This window comes from Actinocrinis sp. (assembly GCF_035938995.1).
Taxonomy (GTDB): Bacteria; Actinomycetota; Actinomycetes; order Streptomycetales; family Catenulisporaceae; genus DASZGI01.
Genome location: NZ_DASZGI010000339.1, coordinates 20,062 through 39,639, shown reverse-complemented (window position 1 = coordinate 39,639; position 19,578 = coordinate 20,062). Strand labels below are relative to the sequence as shown.

16 protein-coding genes are annotated in these 19,578 nt (G+C 70.6%); 7 read left to right on the top strand and 9 right to left on the bottom strand.

The annotated features are described in order from the left end of the window. The 3 genes from VGZ32_RS24340 to VGZ32_RS24330 all read right to left on the bottom strand — a co-directional run. A partial coding sequence (locus tag VGZ32_RS24340) for an ATP-dependent helicase (RefSeq protein WP_326888508.1) occupies positions 1-2,165 on the bottom strand: 2,165 nt, incomplete at its 3' end. Next, positions 2,162-5,881, bottom strand: coding sequence for an ATP-dependent DNA helicase (locus VGZ32_RS24335; protein WP_326888507.1), 3,720 nt, complete (start codon positions 5,879-5,881; stop codon positions 2,162-2,164). The genes VGZ32_RS24340 and VGZ32_RS24335, both read right to left, overlap by 4 nt. A 219-nt stretch (positions 5,882-6,100) precedes the next feature. Then, entirely contained in the window at positions 6,101-6,433 is a 333-nt protein-coding gene (locus tag VGZ32_RS24330) for an MGMT family protein (protein WP_326888506.1), read from the bottom strand. Positions 6,434-6,610: 177 nt separating this feature from the next. Between VGZ32_RS24330 and VGZ32_RS24325 the strand changes: the two genes are divergently transcribed. Beyond that, positions 6,611-9,115 (top strand): lysylphosphatidylglycerol synthase transmembrane domain-containing protein, encoded by a 2,505-nt coding sequence (locus tag VGZ32_RS24325; protein WP_326888505.1) that lies wholly within the window; start codon positions 6,611-6,613, stop codon positions 9,113-9,115. 279 nt (positions 9,116-9,394) lie between these two features. On the opposite strand, the gene moeZ is transcribed toward VGZ32_RS24325, so the two are convergent. Next, positions 9,395-10,567, bottom strand: coding sequence for an adenylyltransferase/sulfurtransferase MoeZ (moeZ, locus tag VGZ32_RS24320; protein ID WP_349263734.1), 1,173 nt, complete (start codon positions 10,565-10,567; stop codon positions 9,395-9,397). A gap of 165 nt (positions 10,568-10,732) precedes the next feature. Between moeZ and VGZ32_RS24315 the strand changes: the two genes are divergently transcribed. The 4 genes from VGZ32_RS24315 (at position 10,733) to VGZ32_RS24300 (ending at position 12,365) form a co-directional block, all read left to right on the top strand. Next, on the top strand, positions 10,733-10,930 hold the full coding sequence (locus VGZ32_RS24315) for a hypothetical protein (protein ID WP_326888503.1): 198 nt from the start codon (positions 10,733-10,735) through the stop codon (positions 10,928-10,930). A 94-nt stretch (positions 10,931-11,024) separates the two neighbouring features. Continuing rightward, on the top strand, positions 11,025-11,657 hold the full coding sequence (locus VGZ32_RS24310) for a TetR/AcrR family transcriptional regulator (RefSeq protein WP_326888502.1): 633 nt from the start codon (positions 11,025-11,027) through the stop codon (positions 11,655-11,657). A 129-nt stretch (positions 11,658-11,786) separates the two neighbouring features. After that, positions 11,787-12,014 carry a DUF3107 domain-containing protein gene (locus VGZ32_RS24305; RefSeq protein WP_326888509.1) on the top strand — a complete coding sequence of 76 codons (228 nt, stop codon included), beginning with the start codon at positions 11,787-11,789 and terminating at the stop codon, positions 12,012-12,014. A gap of 84 nt (positions 12,015-12,098) precedes the next feature. Next, positions 12,099-12,365: a hypothetical protein gene (locus VGZ32_RS24300; protein WP_326888501.1), complete on the top strand. Its 267-nt coding sequence runs from the start codon at positions 12,099-12,101 to the stop codon at positions 12,363-12,365. 36 nt (positions 12,366-12,401) lie between these two features. On the opposite strand, the gene VGZ32_RS24295 is transcribed toward VGZ32_RS24300, so the two are convergent. Next, positions 12,402-12,974, bottom strand: a complete 573-nt coding sequence (locus tag VGZ32_RS24295) for a ferritin-like fold-containing protein (RefSeq protein ID WP_326888500.1) — start codon at positions 12,972-12,974, stop codon at positions 12,402-12,404. A 550-nt stretch (positions 12,975-13,524) separates the two neighbouring features. Here VGZ32_RS24295 and VGZ32_RS24290 point away from each other — a divergent pair. Together VGZ32_RS24290 and VGZ32_RS24285 are read left to right on the top strand one after the other, a co-directional pair. Further along, positions 13,525-15,516, top strand: coding sequence for a DEAD/DEAH box helicase (locus VGZ32_RS24290; RefSeq protein WP_414642591.1), 1,992 nt, complete (start codon positions 13,525-13,527; stop codon positions 15,514-15,516). 91 nt (positions 15,517-15,607) lie between these two features. After that, positions 15,608-16,402, top strand: a complete 795-nt coding sequence (locus VGZ32_RS24285; protein ID WP_326888498.1) for an alpha/beta fold hydrolase — start codon at positions 15,608-15,610, stop codon at positions 16,400-16,402. A 61-nt stretch (positions 16,403-16,463) separates the two neighbouring features. On the opposite strand, the gene VGZ32_RS24280 is transcribed toward VGZ32_RS24285, so the two are convergent. From VGZ32_RS24280 to VGZ32_RS24265, 4 genes are all read right to left on the bottom strand, one after another. Further along, positions 16,464-17,072 (bottom strand): MarC family protein, encoded by a 609-nt coding sequence (locus VGZ32_RS24280; RefSeq protein WP_326888497.1) that lies wholly within the window; start codon positions 17,070-17,072, stop codon positions 16,464-16,466. Beyond that, positions 17,069-17,941, bottom strand: a complete 873-nt coding sequence (locus tag VGZ32_RS24275) for a PHP domain-containing protein (RefSeq protein WP_326888496.1) — start codon at positions 17,939-17,941, stop codon at positions 17,069-17,071. The genes VGZ32_RS24280 and VGZ32_RS24275 overlap by 4 nt, the downstream gene beginning before the upstream one ends. Before the next feature lie 100 nt (positions 17,942-18,041). Next, the gene (locus VGZ32_RS24270; RefSeq protein ID WP_326888494.1) at positions 18,042-18,713 is read right to left on the bottom strand and encodes a DUF6758 family protein; all 672 of its coding nucleotides are present in this window, start codon (positions 18,711-18,713) and stop codon (positions 18,042-18,044) included. 200 nt (positions 18,714-18,913) lie between these two features. Beyond that, positions 18,914-19,417 (bottom strand): MaoC family dehydratase, encoded by a 504-nt coding sequence (locus VGZ32_RS24265; protein WP_326888493.1) that lies wholly within the window; start codon positions 19,415-19,417, stop codon positions 18,914-18,916. Between the last annotated feature and the right edge of the window lie 161 nt (positions 19,418-19,578).

The following is a 19,578-nucleotide window of genomic DNA, read 5'->3' as shown; positions in this document are numbered from 1 at the left end:
GAGCGCCTGACCGTCCACTTCTCGATTTTCGGCGGCTCACGGTACTGATGCGGGATCGCCACGACCTCCCACTCCAGCCCTTTGGCCTTGTGCATCGTCAGAATCTTCACCGTGTCGGCAGCGGTCGGCGGCAGGTCGATGTCCAGGCCGCGCTCGTGTTCCGCGGCGGCACGCAGAAACGCGCGAAACGCGGTGGCCGACTGTTCGCCGTCGAGGTCGGCGAAGTTCCCCGCCACGGTCAGGAACGCGCCGACGGTCTCGGCACATCGCTGTCGATACGCCGCCGGGGAGGCCGCGATCTCCACGTCCAGACCTGTCTCCTCCAGAATCCGGTGCAGCACGTCGATCACCGGTTCGGACAGACTGCGGCGCAGTCGGCGGATCTCCGCGGCGAACCGCGCGAAGCGGGCCTTGGCCTCCGCGGAGAACGGCAGCTCGTCGCCCGGGTCCGCCAGTGCGTCGGACAGCGAGACCACGTCGGTCGGATCGCTGTTGGCGGCGGCTCGATCAAGCGCTTCGGCGGCGGTGTCGGGCGGTCGGACCAGGTCGCGGGCGCGGCGGCCGAGCAGCGCCAGATCACGCGGGCCGATGCGCCAGCGCGGACCGGACAGCAGCCGCACCAGTGACGCGTTCGCGATCGGGTCGTCGACCACGTCGAGCATGGCGACCAGATCCGCGATCTCCGGCAGATCCAACAGCCCGGACAGACCCACGACCTCCACCGGGACGCCGCGACCGTGCAGTTCGCCGTAGATCTCCGGGATCTGCGCCCCTTTCCGCAGCAGCACGGCGACCTGGGACCACGGCAGCCGCCCGGCCAGCTCCTGGATCCGGTCGGCGAGCCAGCGGACCTCCTCCTGGTAGGTGGGCAGCAAGGCTGCTGTCGCATATCCGAGCTCTGCCTTCTCGGCGCTTGGGCTCAGCCGCCGCACGCTCGTGTGGTGTTCACGCAGAACTTCTGATTGCTCATTGGCGAAGGCGAGCAGCCGACCGCCGCTGCGCCTGTTCTCGGTCAGCGGGTAGATCGAGGCCGGCTGCCCGCCTGCCCGACGGAAGTGCGCCGGGAACTGGTCGATATTGGCGGCCGAGGCGCCGCGCCACCCGTAGATGGACTGACAGGGGTCGCCGACCGCGGTGACCGGGTGCCCGCGGCCCTCTTGCGATGCCGGACCGCTGAACAGCGCGGCCAGCATTCGGCGCTGCGCGACCGAGGTGTCCTGATATTCGTCGAGCAGCACGACGCGGTATCTGTCGCGCTCGATCAGGCTGACCTCCGGCGCCTGCTCGGCCAGGCGGGTGCCCAAGGCCATCAGATCGCCGAAGTCCACCAGTTCGCGGGTGGCCTTGAGCGCGCGGTAGTCCTCGACGAGGTCGAGCAGTTCGGCGCGCTCGCGGGCTTTCGCGGCGGCCTCGAGATACCTGTCGTAGATCTGTCCGAGCCGACCGGTGCGGCGGCTGCGGGCACGCACGGACTTGCCGGTGACCGGATCACGCAGTGCTTCTGCCGCGTCGGCGAATGCGTGGTCGTACGCGCGCAACCGCTCAGGTGTCACTACGTGCTCGGACAGCTCGGCGTCCAGATCGATCACGTCTCGGGTGACGGTGGTCAGCGCACCGCGCAGTGCCATGAAAGGACCGGTCGCGGTGCGCACCGCGCGAGCGGCGAGGGTGTACCGGCCGGCGTCGGCAAGCAGGCGGGCGGAAGGTTCGACACCGAGGCGTAGGCCGTGTTCCTTGATCAAGCGGTCCGCATAGGCGTGATAGGTCGAGATCACCGGCTCGCCTGCTTCGGCGTCCGCGCCGCCCTCGTCGGCCGTGCCCGCGTCCGGATCGTCGAGGTTGAGTTCGCCGCCACCGAGCAGTCCGGCCGATTCCAACGCCGCGCCGACCCGCTCGCGCAACTCCGCGGCGGCCTTGTTGGTGAAGGTCAGCCCGAGCACCTCACCGGGACCGACCGCGCCGGTGCCCACCAGCCAGACCACCCGGGCGGCCATGACCGTCGTCTTCCCGGACCCGGCGCCGGCCACGATCACTCCAGGCTCTAGCGGCGCGGTGATCGCCTCGAGCTGTTCCTCGGTATAGGGCACGCCGAGGATGCGGCGCAGGTCCCGAGGCGTCTCGATCCGGGAGCGCGCGGGCCGGGCTCGCGGCGGTGCCCCGCTCATTGCGGCAGCTCCCGGCCCTCGGGCTGCCTCGGGCAGGCCTTGCGTAGGCGGCACATCCCGCAGGCGTCGGCTTCTCCATAGGCGTGGAACCGCTCGTCCAGCACGCGCCGCGCCACCTCGGCGACCAGGTTCGCAGCCCATTGCGGGTCCGCGTCCTCGGCAAGCGCCGATTGAACGCGCACCGTGGGCTCGGGCGAGTCGCTGGTGTCGCGCGGATACACGAGCTCTGCCTGCGCGACGTCGCCGCCCTCGTACGCTCCGGCCTCCACGACGAGTTGGTAGACGCCGAGCTGCGGGTCGCGCGCGGCCTTCGCCCTGGTCTTGGGGTTGGCAGAGGTCTTGAAGTCGACCAGGTAGGCGTGTCCCTCGGCGTCGACCTCGATCCGGTCGATAGCGCCGCGCAGCCGCACCGGAACGCCGCCGACCGTCAGGGTGCTGTCGAAGTCGTGCTCGGCCGCGGAGACGCTGCGCCCGTCGGCCCGGCCGTCATGCCAGACCAGGAAGCGCTCGAGGGCTCGGCGCGCGACGCGGCGCTCCTGCTCGGACTTCCAGGGCGCGTCGAACGGGAGGCTGTCCCAGACCCGGTCGAGCCGGTCCATCAGGACGTCGATGTCCGCCTTCGTGCGACCGGTGGCGACTTCCTCGGCGAGGGCGTGGAAGACCAGGCCGATGCCCTGCGCGTCGCTGGACGGCTCCTGCGCGGAGGCTTTCCTTTCCAGAAACCAGCGCAGTCCACAGGTGTCGAGCGAGGCCACAGCGCTGGCGGACAAGGCGACCGGCGCGTCGGGATCGGCTACGGGGGTGTCGTTGTCTGTGTAGTCGTACAGGCCCCACCAGCGTCGGGGGTCGGCGTGAGGCACCAGGCGACCGCCGTCGGGAGCGGTGGCGGACGCGAGCTTGGCCAGACGACCGATCGCGGCCTCGCGCAGCGCCGGTGGTGCCGCCGGATCGGTGGCGGCGCGGCGCAGTTCCGCGAGGAGCGCGGCCAGGTTCAGCGGGCGGCGGCGGAACGCGACGGCCGGGCGCACCTGGACGCTCAGTTCGCGCAGGAAGCGCGAGGGCGAGTCGCCGTCCTCGTCCTCGCCGTCCACAGCGGTGACCACCAGCCGCTCGCGGGCCCGGGTGACCGCGACGTAGAACAGGCGGCGTTCCTCGGCCAGCAGCGCGGCCGGGGAGAGCGGGTCGACCAGCCCGGAACGCCCGATCCGGTCCGGCTCAAGCAGCGAACCGCGGCGCCGCAGATCGGGCCACAGTCCTTCCTGCACGCCGGCGACCACCACGACCCGCCACTGCAAGCCTTTGGAGCGGTGCGCCGTAAGCACCTGCACCGCGCCACCGCGCACGGCTTTCTCGGCGAGCACATCAGCCGCTATCGCCTCGGCTTGTAGCTCGCTGATGAAGTCGGTCACTCCGGCGTGACCGGTGCGCTGCTGTGCCCGCGCGGCCAAGGCGAAGAGAGCAATAACGGCGTCGAGGTCGCGGTCCGCCAGGCGTCCGGCAGCGCCGCCGCGCTCGACCGCGCGGCGCAACCGCTCGGGCCATCCGGTGCGAACAGGCGGTCGCACACCGGCGTCGCCGTGCCAGAGGATCCACAGGGCGTCCTCGACCGTGCCGCCTTCGGCGAGGGTGCGCCGGGCGGAGTCCAGGAGCCGGGCGACGGCGAGCGCCGGGCCCGCGACCTTCGGATCGATCGCGGCGAGCACGCGCGGATCGGCGACGGCTTCCCGGATCAGGTGCTCCGCCGGGCGGGGAAGCGGGACCGAAGGCTCGTCCGGCTCGGCCAAGCCCGCAGGCGCGCTCGACTCCCCCAGGTCCGAAGACATATCCGGTCCGGCTAGCTCGCCCGTGTCCGGAGACCCTGAATCGCCCAACTCCGAAGGCGCGGTCAGCTGATTCGGGCTCGGTGACACGGTTGGTTCGCCCGGCTCGGAAGGCGCGGTCGCATCACTTGGCGCTGAAAGCGCAGCCGGATCGCTTGACGCTGAAAGCGCCTTCGGCTCATCGACGTCTGGCGCCGCTGATGGGGCCGACGCCGCATCCTCGTCTCGGGTCCCGGTCCCGCTCCGCAACGCGAGCGCGGCCTGCTCCTCACTGCGCAGGGCGCGGCCGAGTCGGCGCAGGTCGCCGCCGTCCATACCCGCGAGCGGACCTGTCAGCAGGCTGCGTGCGGTCTGAGCGGTGAGCGCGCCCGGCTCGGCGGCGCAGCGCAGCGCGGTCAGCAGCGTCGCCACAGCAGGCTCGCGGGCCAGCGGCAGATCGTGGCCGAGGACCTCCACCGGCACATTCGCGGACATCAGGGCACGGCGAACCCCGGTGAGCTGATCTCCTATCCGGACGAGGACGGCCATCTGCTCCCAGGGAACGCCCTGCTCCAAGTGCGCGCGGCGCAACAGGTCCGCAATAGCCGCGAACTGAAGCCCTTCGTCCGGGAACGTCACCACCTCGACGCTTCCGGCCCCGTACGGACTGTTCTCCGAGTCAACTGCGGAGGTCAGCTCGCGATGGGCGCGCACGCGGTCGGCAGGCAGTCGGGCCAGTGGCATCCGCCGCGCTACCTCGCGTGAGGCACGCAGCAGCACGGGTCCGGCCCGGCGGCTCGTGCCCAGCACGGCGATCGGGGCCAGGTTGCCGTTCCGTCGGGGGAAACGCTCGGGAAAGTCCAGGATCCCGGTCACGTCCGCGCCGCGGAAGGCGTAGATCGACTGGTCCGGGTCGCCGACGACGACCAAGTCCCGGCCGTCGCCCGCAAGCGCTCGCAGCAGTCTTACCTGCGCCTGGTCGGTGTCCTGGTATTCGTCCACGAAGACGGCACGGTAGCGCCGGCGCAGCGCGGCTTTGATCTCGTCGGTCTCGGCCAACAGCACCGCGCGGTGTACCAGCTCGCCGTAGTCCAGCACTCCGCGTGCGTCGGCCACGTCGAGGTACTCGGCGAAGAACCTCGCGGCGGCCCGCCAGTCCGCACGCCGGGCCCGTTCGGCGAACTCGGCCAGGTCCTCCGGGTGCAGCCCTATGTCCCGGGCGCGCGAGAGGACTGCCCGAAGCTCCTCGGCGAATCCCCGGGTACCGAGTGCGGCCCGCAGCGCCTCGGGCCACCCGCCGCGCGCGGATCCCCACGCCCCCGGTTCGACGGTTCCGCGGACGAGCTCGCGGATGACCACGTCCTGCTCCGGCCCGGACAGCAGCCGCAGCGGGTCCGAGAGCAGCTCAGGGTCCTCATACTGGCCGAGCAGTGCATAACAGAAGGAATGGAAGGTGGTCACGGTCGGCGCCCCGGTGGCCGACGAGGCCGCGGCCACGCCCCCGTCAAAAGCTTGCGACGCGAGATGGGCGCTGCCCGGACCACACGTCTCCCCGGCCGACGCGGGATCCCCCTCCACACTTTCGTCCGGCGACACCGAGGTGAGCCGGGCTCCTATACGGTCGCGCAACTCCGCCGCGGCGGCGCGGCTGAAGGTGAGAACTAGGATCTCGTCGGAGGCGAGGGCGCCTTCGCCGCGCGTGCGGGCGAGAACAGCCTCGACCAGCGTCGTGGTCTTCCCGGTGCCAGGGCCCGCGAGCACCAGCAGCGGGCCGTCGCGGTGTTCGACGACGTCACGCTGCTCCGGGTCGAGCGTCGGCGCCCCGCTCCGCTCTGGCGGCAGAGGGCGGATCAGACGGAACGGTGAACGGCGCACACCAGTGCCGCGCCGGCCGCGTGGCCAGGCTTCCGCTTCCATCTCCCCTCCTTCCACTCGCCGGTCGGGACCACAGCCAATCCGATCCGACCCGATCCGATCTGGTTGAGCTCGACTCGGCTGCCGCTCAACCCCGCAGGATCACGCCAGCACGAGACCAACACGGCATGAGATCAACACAGCCATGACAGCACAAACCGCCGACAACAACCGCAGAAGCCGGAAAGGGCCTGTGGATAACCTCGCGGAAAAGCCGCGGAATCAGCGACCGTCCCAGCGTGCGAGGCGAAGGTTCACCCGTTCGCGGGATTTGTCATAGGGAGTGCCTTCTTGGTCATAGTGGAGCGACGCCTCCCCGCGCAAGTGGGACGGCAGCTCGCCTCCCGCGTTGACCACGCGCCACCACGGCACCGCGTCGCCGTGCCGCGACATCACCGCTCCGACCTGGCGCGGGCCGCCCTCCTCGAGGTACTCGGCGATGTCTCCGTAGGTCATCACCCGGCCCTCCGGAATGGTCCCGACCACCCCCAGCACCCGCCGCGCGAATGGCGGCAACCCGGTGTCCGCCTCCGGAACGAGATCCCGCGTCGTCATAATCAGCCCCCGGATGGATTTCCGCGCGTCACCGGAACCGCCAGGATACCGATCGGCATAAACAGCGTGCCGTGTGCCCCGGGCTGCATACAAGGACCGGGATAGGCGACGATAGGGGTAAGTGTTGAGCACGCGAGTCAGGCTGACCGCCGACCGTGGACGCGAGGACGGAACCAGGTGAGCCGCACCGGGGACGGCAGCGCCACGCGCAATGCGCCCGGCGTGGCTCCCCCCACGCCTGCTCCCGTCCCGGACCTGCAACCACCCGCCCCGCACACCGTGCTCCCGCGCCACGCGATCATCGAGGAGCCTCCCGAACCGCGCAGGATAAGACGCCCTCCCGATCTGATGCGGCTGCTGTTCGAGAGCGGCCTGATCATCGTCGTCGTGCTGCTGGCGATCCCCGGCTCCGGCACCACCACCGGCCTCGAGACCGACATCCACAACAGCATCAACCTGGCGCCGCAGCTCTTCCTGTCCACGATCACCCTGCTCACGAGCATCGCCACCGCGGTGATTCCGGTGGGTCTGGCGGTCGAGCGGCTTTACCGCCGCGAGGGACGCCGCGTCGCCGACGCCGTCATCGCGGCCGCCGTCGCCTACCTGCTGTCGAACCTGTTCAACTGGTGGATCGACTCGTCGGTGGGTCCGAAGTGGCTGTCCGAGGTTCTGACGCGGCATCTGGACACCAGCACCACCACGACCCCGCTGCACGTATACATCGCCACCGTCGTCGCCTTCCTCACCATCATCGGCTTCGGCGACCGGCCCGCGCTCCAAACGTTCACCTGGTCATGTGTCATCGCGTACGCCGCGGCCACGGTGATCCACGGATACAGCGCGCTGGTCGGCCTCATGATCAGCTTCCTGTTCGGCCGGACCATCGCCTTCGCCTGGCGATACGCGCGCGGGGTGGTCAACGCCCGCCCCACCGGACGCGACGTGGTCAACTCCTTGTCCGACGCGGGGCTCGCGGCGATCAGCTGCCGCTGGCTCGGCGAAAGCGAGGACACCCGCCGCTTTGAGGCCGAGACGGACGACGGCCGGCTGCTCGACGTCACCGTGCTCGACCGTGACCGGCAGGCGGTCGGCCTCGTGTACCGGCTGTACCGGCGGATCCGGCTCGCAGGACCCGCGCAGCGGCGCAACCTGCTGTCTCTGCGCCGCGCGGTGGATCAGGAAGCGCTGATGTCCTACGCGCTGCACGACGCGGGCATCCGCACCCCCCGGCTGCTCGCGGTACGTGAACTGAGCGCCGACGCCGCCCTGCTCGCCCACGAGCGGGTAGCCGGCCGGACGTTGGACGAGGTGGGCGCCGACGAACTCACCGACGACCTGCTCGCCCGGGTCTGGCAGGTCCAGCAGCAGATGCAGCTGCACCAAGTCGCGCACCGCCGCTTCGCCCTCGACTCGATCCTGGTCGGCGGCGACGGCGAGATCTGGCTGCTGGACCTTCGCAACGGCGAGATCGCCGCGAGCGACCTGCAGACCCGCCTGGACATCGCCGAGCTGATGACCACCCTGGCGCTGCGCTTCGGGCCGGAGCGCACGGTGCGCGTCGGCACCCAGGTCCTCGGCGCCGACGCGGTCGCGGCCGCGCTGCCGATGCTCCAGCCGGTGGTGCTGACCCGCACGACCCGCTCCGCCGTGCGCAAGAAGCGCAACCTGCTCCAGCGCATCCGCGAGCAGATCCTCATCTTCCGGCCGCAGGCCACGGCGGCCGTCGAGCCGGTCCGTCTCGAACGGATGCGGCCGCGCACGATCCTGACCGTCGCGGCCGGCTGCATCGCCGCCTACCTGATCCTCTATCAGCTCTCCACGAGCAAGACGAGCCCGGGTCAAGTGATCGCGAGCGCGTCGCCGCTGTGGGCCCTCGTCGCGGTGCTCGCCTCGCTCGGGACCTACGTCGCGGCGGCGATGTCGCTGACCGGTTTCGTCCCGGAGAAGCTGCCGAAGCGGACCACGTTCGAGGTCCAGGTCGCCGCCGGATTCGTCTCGGTCGTCGCCCCGCCGGCGGTCGGCGGCGTGGCGCTGAACACCCGGTACCTGCAGAAGCAACGCATCGCGCCCGGCGCGGCGGTCGTCGCGGTCAGCGCCTCGCAGGCGGTCGGGTTCGTCCTGCACATCACCCTGATCGCGGTGTTCGGATTCATCGCCAGCACCACGAACAGCGCGCGGAGCAGGGGCAGCGCCCCGACCACGGTCGCCATCGCGATCCTGCTGGCGCTGGCCATCCTGATCATGGTGGTGCTCTCGGTACCGCCGCTGCGCAAATACGCGGCCGCCCGGCTCCGGCCGTTCTTCGCCGGGACGCTGCCGCGGCTGATGGACGTCGCGCAGAACCCGCGCAAGCTGGCCACCGGCGTCGGCGGGACCGTGCTGCTGTCGCTGATGTACTCGCTCGCGCTGTGGGCGTCGATCAAAGCTGTGACGCCGGGCGCTCAGGTCTCGTACTTCGCGGCCGGTGTGGTGTTCCTGACCGCGCAGGCCGCAGGCTCGATCCTGCCGACGCCCGGTGGCATCGGCGGCGTGGAGATCGCGCTGGTCGCCGGGTTGGCCGCGGTCGCCCAGCTGCCGAACGCCACCCCGGCGGTATTCCTGTTCCGGCTGGTGACGACCTATCTGCCGGTGATTCCGGGCTGGATCGTGTTCGCCCGGCTTCAGCGGAAGGGCGCGATCTGACGACCCGGTCATATGACCAGCGGGTTCTCGTGCGGGGAAAGAGAGCCGCTGTGCAAACTCGCTGGGGCAGGAGACGGGCCAGCCGGCTCAAAGGTGGATGCGTGCGGGAGCCGGGGATACGCAACACTGCCCACGCCGCAGTTCACCCAGGGACAATACGCGTGTGAAGCCGGCCCTGGGGAATCGCCCGGAGACAGGCCAGCCGCCGGACAGAGGACTGTCGCGGCGGCTGGTTGAGGCCACAGGGCGACGCGTGCGCGGCGTCGGCCCCATGGCCCGCTAGTAGATCGGCTTCTGCGGCTCAATCTGGTTGACCCAGCCGACCACGCCGGAACCGAGGTGCACGGCGTCCGAGAAACCCGCGGCCTTCACGATCGCCAGGCACTCCGCCGAGCGCACGCCCGACTTGCAGTGCAGCACGATCCGCTTGTCCTGGGGCAGCTTGGCCAGCGCCTCGCCCATGATGAACTCGTTCTTCGGGATGAGCGTCGAGCCGGGGATGGACACGATCTCGTACTCGGCCGGCTCGCGCACGTCGATGATGGCGATGCTCTCGCCGTCGTCGATCCACTGCTTGAGGGTGCGCGGGGTGATCGTCGAGTCCTTCGCCGCCTCGATCGCCTCCTCGGAGACCGCGCCGCAGAATGCCTCGTAGTCGATCAGCTCGGTCACCGTCGGGTTCTTGCCGCAGACCGCGCATTCCGGGTCCTTGCGCACCTTGACCGTGCGGTAGCTCATCTCCAGGGCGTCGTAGATCATCAGGCGTCCGACCAGCGGCTCGCCGATGCCGGTCAGCAGCTTGATCGCCTCGGTGACCTGCACCGCGCCGATCGATCCGCACAGCACGCCCAAGACGCCGCCCTCGGCGCACGAGGGCACCATGCCGGGCGGCGGGGGCTCCGGGTAGAGGCAGCGGTAGCAGGGACCGTACTCGGACCAGAAGACCGAGGCCTGGCCGTCGAACCGGTAGATCGAGCCCCACACGTACGGCTTGTTCAGCAACACGCAGGCGTCGTTGACGAGGTAGCGGGTGGCGAAGTTGTCGGTGCCGTCCACGATCAGGTCGTACTGGGCGAAGATCTCCATCACGTTCGAGGAGTCCAGCCGCTCCTCGTGCAGCCGCACCTCCACGTAGGGGTTGATCTCGCGCACCGAGTCGCGGGCCGATTCGGCCTTGGACCGGCCGATGTCCGACTGGCCGTGGATGATCTGCCGCTGGAGGTTCGACTCGTCCACCGTGTCGAAGTCGATGACGCCGAGGGTGCCGACGCCCGCCGCGGCCAGGTACATGAGGGCCGGGGAGCCGAGACCTCCGGCGCCCACACACAGCACCTTGGAGTTCTTCAGCCGCTTCTGGCCGTCCATCGCGACGTCCGGGATGATCAGGTGGCGCGAGTAGCGGCGCACCTCGTCGACGGTCAGCTCGCCGGCCGGCTCGACCAGCGGAGGCAGCTTTTCGGTCGCTGCGGACACAGCCGTCCCCTCACTCGTGTTCGAAGTCATTTGATCGGGGTAACCGTGCCACGCTGTCGGCCATTCCCGAAATGGGGACCGCAGGGTGAGATCGGCGTAAAGTCGTCGATTAGGGCCGCAATCCCACGGCGAGAAGGGGCAGGCATGGCGGAACAGGGCTTTCCCGAAGAGCGCGAGGCGTCGGAGGCCGACGCCGCCGAGCAGTCGCGGGCGCTCGACCAGGAGGGCGAGGCCGCGCTGCGGGACCCGGCGTTCGGGGAGTCGCTGCCGCTGGAAGTCGATCCGGCGGACGCCGTTGAGCAGGCCGTTCCCGTCCCGGTCGACGAGGACGAGTACCGGTGAACCCACGCGTCCGCGGCGATTGCCTGGTCTAAGCAGGTTACTGGCGCGTAGGATGCGATGTGACCTGGTTCACCGAGCAACTGACTGAGGCATCGTGACTGCAGCCGACACGCTCTACTCCGCCGACGACCGCCCGCGGTCGGCCCGGCTCCCCCGGCTGGCGCGCCGCACCCAACTGCTCGGGGCCGCGCAGGAAGTCTTCGTCGCCCAGGGGTACCACGCCGCCGCGATGGACGACATCGCGGACCGCGCCGGGGTTTCCAAGCCGGTGCTGTACCAGCACTTCCCCGGCAAGCTCGACCTCTACCTGGCGCTGCTCGACCAGCAGTGCGAGGCTCTGCTCAGCTCGGTGCGCACGGCGCTGACCTCGACGACGGACAACAAGCTGCGGGTCGCGGCGACGATGGAGGCATACTTCCACTTCGTCGAGCACGAGAGCGGCGCGTTCCGGCTGGTGTTCGAGTCGGACCTCACGAACGAACCGGCCGTACGCGAGCGGGTCAACCGCGTCGAGCTGGACTGCGCGAAGCTGATCAGCACGGTGATCGCGGACGACACCGGCCTCGGCACCGAGGAGGCGATGGTGCTGGCGATCGGGCTGACCGGCATCTCGCAGGTCACCGCCCGCTACTGGCTGACGGCCGGGATGCCGGTCCCGCGCGACGTGGCGACCCGGTTGATCTCGCAGCTGGCGTGGCGCGGGATCGCGGGCTTCCCGCACCTGTGACGGCGCTCGCTCGATACGGCTGGCCCGTCGGCTTGTCCGCGTCAGCGCGGCTCACCGTCGCTGTCCGCATCCATGAGCGCGACCACGTACGCTGAGCGTGAGCTTTTCGCTGACGTGGAGGGAACCACCGTGGAGATCAAGATCGGCGTGCAGCACGCGGCGCGCGAGCTGTCTCTGGAGTCGGATCTGAGCGCCGAGGAGGCGGAGAAGACCATTTCCGCCGCGCTCACCGGCAAGAACAGCCTGCTGGTGCTGAGCGACGAGAAGGGCCGCAAGATCATCGTGCCGACCGACCGGCTCGCCTATGTCGAGATCGGCGAGCCGACCTCGCGCCGGGTCGGCTTCGGAGCCCTGTAGTCCGCGCCGCACCGCAATCCGCGCACGCCACAGAGGACGGCGCCGCCGCGCGGCAGCCCGGAAACCGGCGTAGCGTCGTGATTCGTGTCTGCTTCGGACCTGGAGTGGCTGGCCGTGCTGGGACTGGCGGCGGGCGGTCTCGGTGCGTTCGTCGCCTCGGGCCGCCCTTCGCCTCCCTGGCTCGTCGCGGCCGTCCTGGGTATCGCGGGCGCGGTTGGAGTCGGGTATGCGACGCGGCTGGTGTTCGGCGCCGGCTTCCCGGACACTCAGCGGGCGGTCGCGACGATCACCGCCGTCCTCGTCGTCGGCGCCTACGCGCTCTACGCCCGATCACGCCGACTGCCACGCTAGAGGCGCAGCGATCTGGTTAACCGCTCGCCTGATCCACTACTCCGACAGACCGAGCGCCGCCATCCGCCGCGCGTGCTCGCTCGCGAGCTGGGCCGCGATCTCCGGATACAGGTCGCCGCCGAACTCCCGCGCCAGCACGATCGCCTCGCCGACCAGGCGGCGGCTCCACAGCGACAGCCGCGCGGCGAGCACGGGGTCCGAGCGCACCGCGCCGTCCAGCCGCCGATCAGCCCACGAAGGGCCCGCGGCGTCGGTCTTGTCCCCGTCTTCCCTGGTCACCGCCGCGAACAGCTCGTCGGAGAGCGAGGTGCTCAGACTCGCCGCGGCAACTCCCTCCCACCATTCGGCCGTCCGGGTGCGCAGCCGGGCGTCGTCGATCGCTCCCGTCACCCGGGCCATCGTCTCGTTAGGTGCCTCGCCGCCGAGCTTGGCCAACGCCGCGCGGTACACCGCGTAGCGACGCGCCGCAGCGTCGGCGATCGCCATCCGCTCGGACAGATCAGGAGCGCTCGCGGTCAGCTCGTTGACCCGTTCCAGCTCGGCAAGCGCGGCATACGCGGCCGCGGCGAGGGGCGCGTCGGCCGCGCGGTCGGGAGTGTGATCGGGCACATAACGCAGCGTACTCGATCGCTGTCTGACCGCCTGGTAACATGGTGACTTGACAGTAGTATCCGACGGTCGAGTGACCTTCGGATCGCACAGGATGCCCGGTCGGCCGAATAGCACCCCGATCGGCTCCGACCGCACGGCCCGCCCCTTAAGACGACGGCAGCGGCCCTTGCGAGCGGCTGGGAAGCCGCCCGGCGGATCCGTCCCGGGCCCCGCGCCCGAGGTCGGCTGATCCCCGCGCTCCCCGGCCGAATCCCGGTTTCGGCAACCGCGGCGCCAAGTCCGCGACCCGCCGAGGCAGAACCGGTGGCGACCACCGGTTTCCTGGGACGCCCGCGCCGTCGACGAGGACGAAGAGGTCAAGACCATCAGCATCCGCACGAATTCGATCCAGGGCAGCGCCGCTGCCGACACCGATACCCCTGAGGCTGCCGCGGACGCGGCACCGACCGGGGCGCCGACCGCCATCGACGCGGCCGCCGCCCCGCCCCGCAGCTTCGCCGACCTCGGCGTCCTACCGGAGACGGTGGAGGCGCTCGACGCGCTCGGCATCACGGTCCCGTTCCCGATCCAGACCTCCACCATCCCGGTGGCGCTGGCCGGGTCCGACGTGATCGGCCAGGCCAAGACGGGCACCGGCAAGACCCTCGCGTTCGGCATCCCCATGCTCCAGCGGGTGGCCGGACCCGGCACCGACCCCGACCCCGCCGCCGCGGAGATCCCCGCGCAGGCCACCCCGAGCGCGGCGCCCGCGAAGAGCGGCTCGCGCCGTCGCCGCGGCCGCTCTGGCTCCGGCCCGGCCGGCGGGCTCGCCCCCGCGAACGGCACCCCGCAGGCGCTCGTCGTCGTGCCGACCCGGGAGCTGGCGGTCCAGGTGACCAACGATCTGCTCGCCGCCGGAAAGGTGCGGGCGATCCGAGTGCACGCGCTCTACGGCGGCCGCGCCTACGAGCCGCAGGTCTCCGCGCTGCGCGCCGGCATCGACATCGCCGTCGGCACCCCCGGCCGCCTGCTGGACCTCAGCCGTCAGGGTCACCTGTCCCTGGACCGGGTGCGCACCCTCGTGCTCGACGAGGCCGACGAGATGCTCGACCTCGGCTTCCTGCCCGACGTGGAGCGGATCATCGGGCAGCTGCCCGCCCAGCGGCAGACGATGCTGTTCTCGGCGACCATGCCCGGCCAGGTGATCTCGCTGGCCCGGCAGTACATGACCAAGCCGACGCACATCCGCGCCGCCGACCCGCACGACGCCGGCACCACGGTGCGCGCCATCACCCAGTTCGTCTACCGCGCCCACTCGCTGGACAAGGTGGAGATGCTGGCGCGCATCCTGCAGGCCGAGGGCCGCGGGCTGACGATGATCTTCGCCCGGACCAAGCGGACGGTCGCGAAGATCGCCGAGGAGCTGGAGGACCGGCACTTCGCCGTCGCGGCGGTGCACGGAGACCTCGGACAGGGCGCCCGGGAGCAGGCGCTGCGCGCGTTCCGCAACGGCAAGATCGACGTGCTGGTGGCCACTGACGTGGCCGCGCGCGGGATCGACGTCGAGGGCGTCACACACGTGATCAACTTCCAGTGCCCCGAGGACGAGAAGGTCTACACGCACCGGATCGGCCGCACCGGCCGGGCCGGCGCGACCGGCATCGCGATCACCCTGGTCGACTGGGACGAGGTGCCGCGCTGGCAGCTGATCAACAAGGCGCTGGCGCTGCCGTTCCCCGAGCTCCCCGAGACGTACTCCACCTCGCCGCAGCTTTATGCCGACCTCGGCATCCCCGAGGGCATCAAGGGTGTGCTGCCGCGTCAGGAGCGGGTGCGCGAGGGCCTCGACGCCGAAATGCTCGAGGACCTCGGCGAGACCGGCCGGGGCCGCCAGGCCAGGCCCGGTACTCGCCGAGGCGCCAAGGACACACCGGCGGTTGCGAAGGTAGAGCGGCCGGCGCGCACACCGCGTCAGCGCACTCGTACCCGCGGCGGTACGAAGGTCGGCGCGGGCAGTGCGGAGACGGACGGCGCGGCTTCCCTGCCGACTGAAAATGACACCCTCGTAGTCGACGAGGCCCCGGTCAGCGCAGTCGCGATGGCGGACGCCGCGGTTGAGGCCGCGCCGCGTCGGCGCGCACGCACTCGCAAGACGGCCGTGCCGCCCGCCCGCCCCGGCCGCAGCGTGAAGCTGGAGTCCGGCGCGCTCGCCCACCCGCCAGTGGCCACAGTGCCTGCTCCGGCGAACTCGCTAGAGCAGCAGCCCGCGGCGGGCGAAGGCGAGCCGAGCGGCGCGGACGCGGAGACGGCTCACGAGACGTCAGCCGCACCGGCGCGCAAGCGGACCCGGACCCGCAAGGCCGCCGCGCCAAGCACCGCTGAGGACACGCAGCACGAGGCTCCGGCCAGCGGCGAGGACGAGGAGCTCAACGTCGGCCCAGTGGCGAACCCGCGTCGCACTCAGGTGCGTCCGCCGCGCGCCCGGACCCGGAGCCGCAAGAACTCCGCGGCGCAGTCCCCCGCCCCGTCGGACGCGTCAGACGAGAAGCCGGCCGGATAGTCGGCGCACCGCGAGCGGAAGGCCCGAGCGCACCGTGTCCGTCCCGGAATCCATAGCGATACCGCGCTGCGCCCGGCGCACCGATCTGGAGGTGTCCACTGGTCCCCTGGCCGCTCTTGAGGGTCGGCCGGAGGGGCCGGTGGTAGCCACCGCGGTGCTGGTGCCGGGTTTCACCGGCTCGAAGGAGGACTTCCTCCCGCTGCTCGAACCGCTCGCAGCCGCAGGAGTCCGGGCGTTCGCGCTCGACCTGCGCGGCCAGTACGAGTCGCCCGGTCTACCCGACCCCGGCGGCTACAGTGTCGAAGCCTTCGGCGCGGACATCAGGTCGGTACTCGGTCTGGTCGCCGACGGCGGTCCGATCCACCTGCTCGGTCACTCGTTCGGTGGACACGCGGTGCGCGAGGCGCTCCTCGGCGGCGACGTGCCGTCGGATCTTCGGTCCGTCACCCTGCTCTGCTCAGGACCGGCCGGGGTGATCGACGCGGCCCGAGCACGCACCGAACTCTTCCTCGCCGCCTCGCAGGAACTGACGCTCCAGCAGATCCACGACATGGAGCCGGTCAATCGGCATCCGGATCCCGAGGTGCAAGCCTTCCTACTCAAGCGGTGGCTCGCCAACGATCCGGCATCGCTGCGGTCGATGGCCCGAAGCCTGCTCGACGAACCCGACCGCACCGAGGAACTCAGGGCTCTGCTGGTCACTGCGAACCTGCCCTGCCTGGTGGTCACCGGCCTGGACGAGGACGTCTGGCCAGCCGAACTACAGCGGGCCACCGCCGAACGCCTCAACGCCCGGTTCGCCGCGATCCCCGACGCGGGGCACTCGCCGAACACCCAGCAGCCCGAGGCCACCGCGAAGGTGCTGCTCGACTTCTGGCTCGGCTGAGCAGGGCGACCAGGCCCGGGCGGGAATCAGGGCACGTCGTCGCTTGGTCAGTGCGCGGCGCTCAGTGTTTGGCGTTCTGGGCGAAGGCGATCACGGCGTTGGCGACCATCTGCACCGCGATGGCGGCGAGCAGGAGACCGGCGATGCGGGTGACGAGCGTGACACCGGAGTCCTTGATCACCCGGATGATGACCACCGAGAAGCGCATGGTCAGCCAGATCACCACGTGGACCAGCAGGATCGCGGCGGCGACCGCGAGGAAGTCGCCCGTCTGGTGGATCCGCTGGGCGAAGAGGATCACCGCGACGATGGCACCCGGGCCGGCCAGCAGGGGGGTGCCCAGGGGGACCATCGCCACGTTGACGTCGGTGGTCTCGCTCGGCTTGTCCGCTCTTCCGGTGAGCAGTTCGAGCGCGATCAGCAGGAGCAGCAGGCCGCCGGAGCCCTCGAGCGCGGGCACCGTGATGCCCAGGTACTCCAGGATCTGCCTTCCGAACGCGGCGAAACAGGAGATCACGACCAGCGAGACGACCGCCGCCTGCTGAGCCAGCCTTCTGCGGTCGCGCCTGGAGCGGCCCGAGGTCAGCGCTAGGAAGATCGGCACGATGCCGGGCGGGTCCATGATGACGAACAGTGTGATGAACGAGGTTCCGAAGAGCGTCGTGTTCAACGGGGCGCGTCCTCGGGTCTCGCCGCGCGCTTCGGCGCGGCGCCGTTTGTGCCCGCGAACAGCGCCTCGTATGCCTCCGGAGCCGTCGTGTTCTGCCCGAGGCGTACGGTCTTGCGGGTGCCGTGGTAGTCGCTCGAACCGGTGGGCACCAGGCCCAGCTCCCGCGCCAGCGCCCTGATCCGGTCGCGCGCCGCCGCGTCGTGGTCCACGTGGTCGACCTCGATGCCGCGCAGGCCGGCCGCGGCGAGCGCGGCGATCTGCTCGTCGGTGACGATCCGTCCGCGCCGTCCGGCCGCCGGATGGGCGAACACCGCGAAGCCACCCGAGGCGCGCAGCAGGTCCAGCGCGCGATAGGGGTCGAGCGCGTACTTGTCGACGTACGCCCGGCCGCCGTCGGCGAGCCAGTCGGAGGAGAACGCGGCGTCCACGGTCGGCACGACGCCCGCCTCGACCAGGGCGCTGGCCACATGCGGACGGCCGATCGCGGCGTTGCCCGCTATCTCGCGCACTTGCTCCCAGGTGATCGGCGCGCCCAGCTCCCGGCAGCGTTCGACGATGAGCTTCGCCCTGCGCTCCCGGTCGTCGCGCAGCAGATTGCGCTCGCGGGCGAACTCCGGCTCCTCGCGGTCGAACGCGTACCCAAGGATGTGGACCTGGATGCCGTCCAGGCGGCAGGACAGCTCGGCGCCGGGCACCACCGTCACGTCGAACCGCTCGCCGGCCTCGGCGGCCTCGTCCCAGCCGGCGGTGGTGTCGTGGTCGGTGATCGCGACGACGTCGAGGCCGGATTCCTTCGCGGCGGCGATCAGCCCGGTAGGGCTGTCCGTGCCGTCGGAGCACGAGCTGTGTGTGTGCAGGTCGATGCGCATCCTGGTCCCCGGGGGTGAAGATACGGGCCTGGCCGTACCCACTGTGGTTCCCGGCCGCCGACTACCCTACCGGCCCAGGCTCGAGGAACCCCGCTGCGCCTTAGGCGAAGAAGCGGGGTGAGAGGGAGCCGACGGGCAGATGCCCGATCTCGGCGCCCGCGTCGCGCAGGTCGGTGAGCACGAGGTCCTCGTAGAGCAGCGCTCCGGCGATCGCGGGCCACAGCACCAGCCAAAGCCACGTGCCGCGCGCCTCGCCGACGAACACCGCGCGGTCGCCGGTGTCAGGCACCGACCACAGCGGCGTGGGCCGCCCGGCCGCGTACACCTTCGCGTGCGCTGCGGTGTCCTCGAAGATGGGTCCCGGATCGGGGCCGGTCAGTCCGGCGAAGCGCGCCCCGAGCCCTATGCCCATCTCCTCCGCGATCAGCAGTAGGTCGCCCTCTCCGCCGAAAGGGGAGGGTCCGCTCGCGGCCAGGACGGTGGCCCGCGCTCCGGTGTGATGATCGCCCGCGTACGCGACCCCGCCGAACACCCAGTGGTTCGGCAGCGGCCAGGGCAGCCAGAGCGGCACCTGCGAGCGGCCGACCACCGTGCCGAGCACGGCCGGGCTCGGCGCGAGGACCGGCTGCACCGGATAGACGGCGCCGTGCACCTCGCAGGTCCACAACTCGGCGGCGCGGGCGGGCGAGGCGACCGGCAGCAGGTCCACCGGGAGGTCGGCCAGGTTCTCCGGCACCGTGTCCGGCACCGTCCCGGCCAGCTCGTCGGGCACCACCGGCAGCAGAGCCGACGGATCGCCCGGAGGCCGTACTCTGTTCCCGCACCGCGGGCAGCTCGGCTCGCCCTTCATAGGCTGAACAGTCCCCCGTTCAGGTGCGCCACGTCAAGCTTCCATCACTCGGTCGGGGGCCATCCAGGTCGCGAGATATCGCACGCGCCGAGTATCGCCGACAGGGTATCAGCGATATGCGTTCACGCGAGTGGTTCTGGCCGTCCGGGCTGTTCGCCGCCGCGCGCCTCGCCGTAGGAGCGCTTGGGCACCATCACTTTGCGGCGGAAGACGCAGACGACCGTGCCGTCCTGTTTGTAGCCGCGCGTCTCCACGTACACCACGCCACGGTCGTCCTTCGACTTTGACTCCGTCTTGTCCAGGACTGTGGTCTCGCCATAGATCGTGTCGCCGTGGAAGGTCGGCGCGATGTGCCGCAGCGACTCGACTTCGAGGTTCGCGATGGCCTTGCCGGACACGTCCGGCACCGACATGCCGAGCAGCAACGAGTAGATGTAGTTGCCGACCACCACGTTGCGCTTGAAGTCGGTGGTCTGTTCGGCGTAGTGCGCATCCATGTGCAGCGGGTGGTGGTTCATCGTGATCAAGCAGAACAGATGATCGTCGTACTCAGTCACGGTCTTGCCGGGCCAGTGCTTGTAGACGGCACCGACCTCGAACTCCTCGAAGTAGCGGCCGAACTGCATCGCGGTCAGCTCCTCACAGTGTTCAAAGCGGGTACGGCAGCCGGAGACGGCTCGCGGCTGTGCGTGCAGTCATCCTGCCGCAACAAGTTACCGACTGGTAGGTTACGCCGCGAGAATTCGGTCACACCCCGCCGCGGGCGAGGCAGACCGCTGATCCGCCT

Coding starts and splice junctions, on each gene's coding strand:
- VGZ32_RS24330 (WP_326888506.1), bottom strand. CDS start 6,433: ATGACGACGCGGGATCTCGTTCCGGAGGCGGACACCGGGTTGCCGCCA.
- VGZ32_RS24315 (WP_326888503.1), top strand. CDS start 10,733: ATGGCGGAACAGGGCTTTCCCGAAGAGCGCGAGGCGTCGGAGGCCGAC.
- VGZ32_RS24335 (WP_326888507.1), bottom strand. CDS start 5,881: ATGGAAGCGGAAGCCTGGCCACGCGGCCGGCGCGGCACTGGTGTGCGC.
- VGZ32_RS24265 (WP_326888493.1), bottom strand. CDS start 19,417: ATGCAGTTCGGCCGCTACTTCGAGGAGTTCGAGGTCGGTGCCGTCTAC.
- VGZ32_RS24275 (WP_326888496.1), bottom strand. CDS start 17,941: ATGCGCATCGACCTGCACACACACAGCTCGTGCTCCGACGGCACGGAC.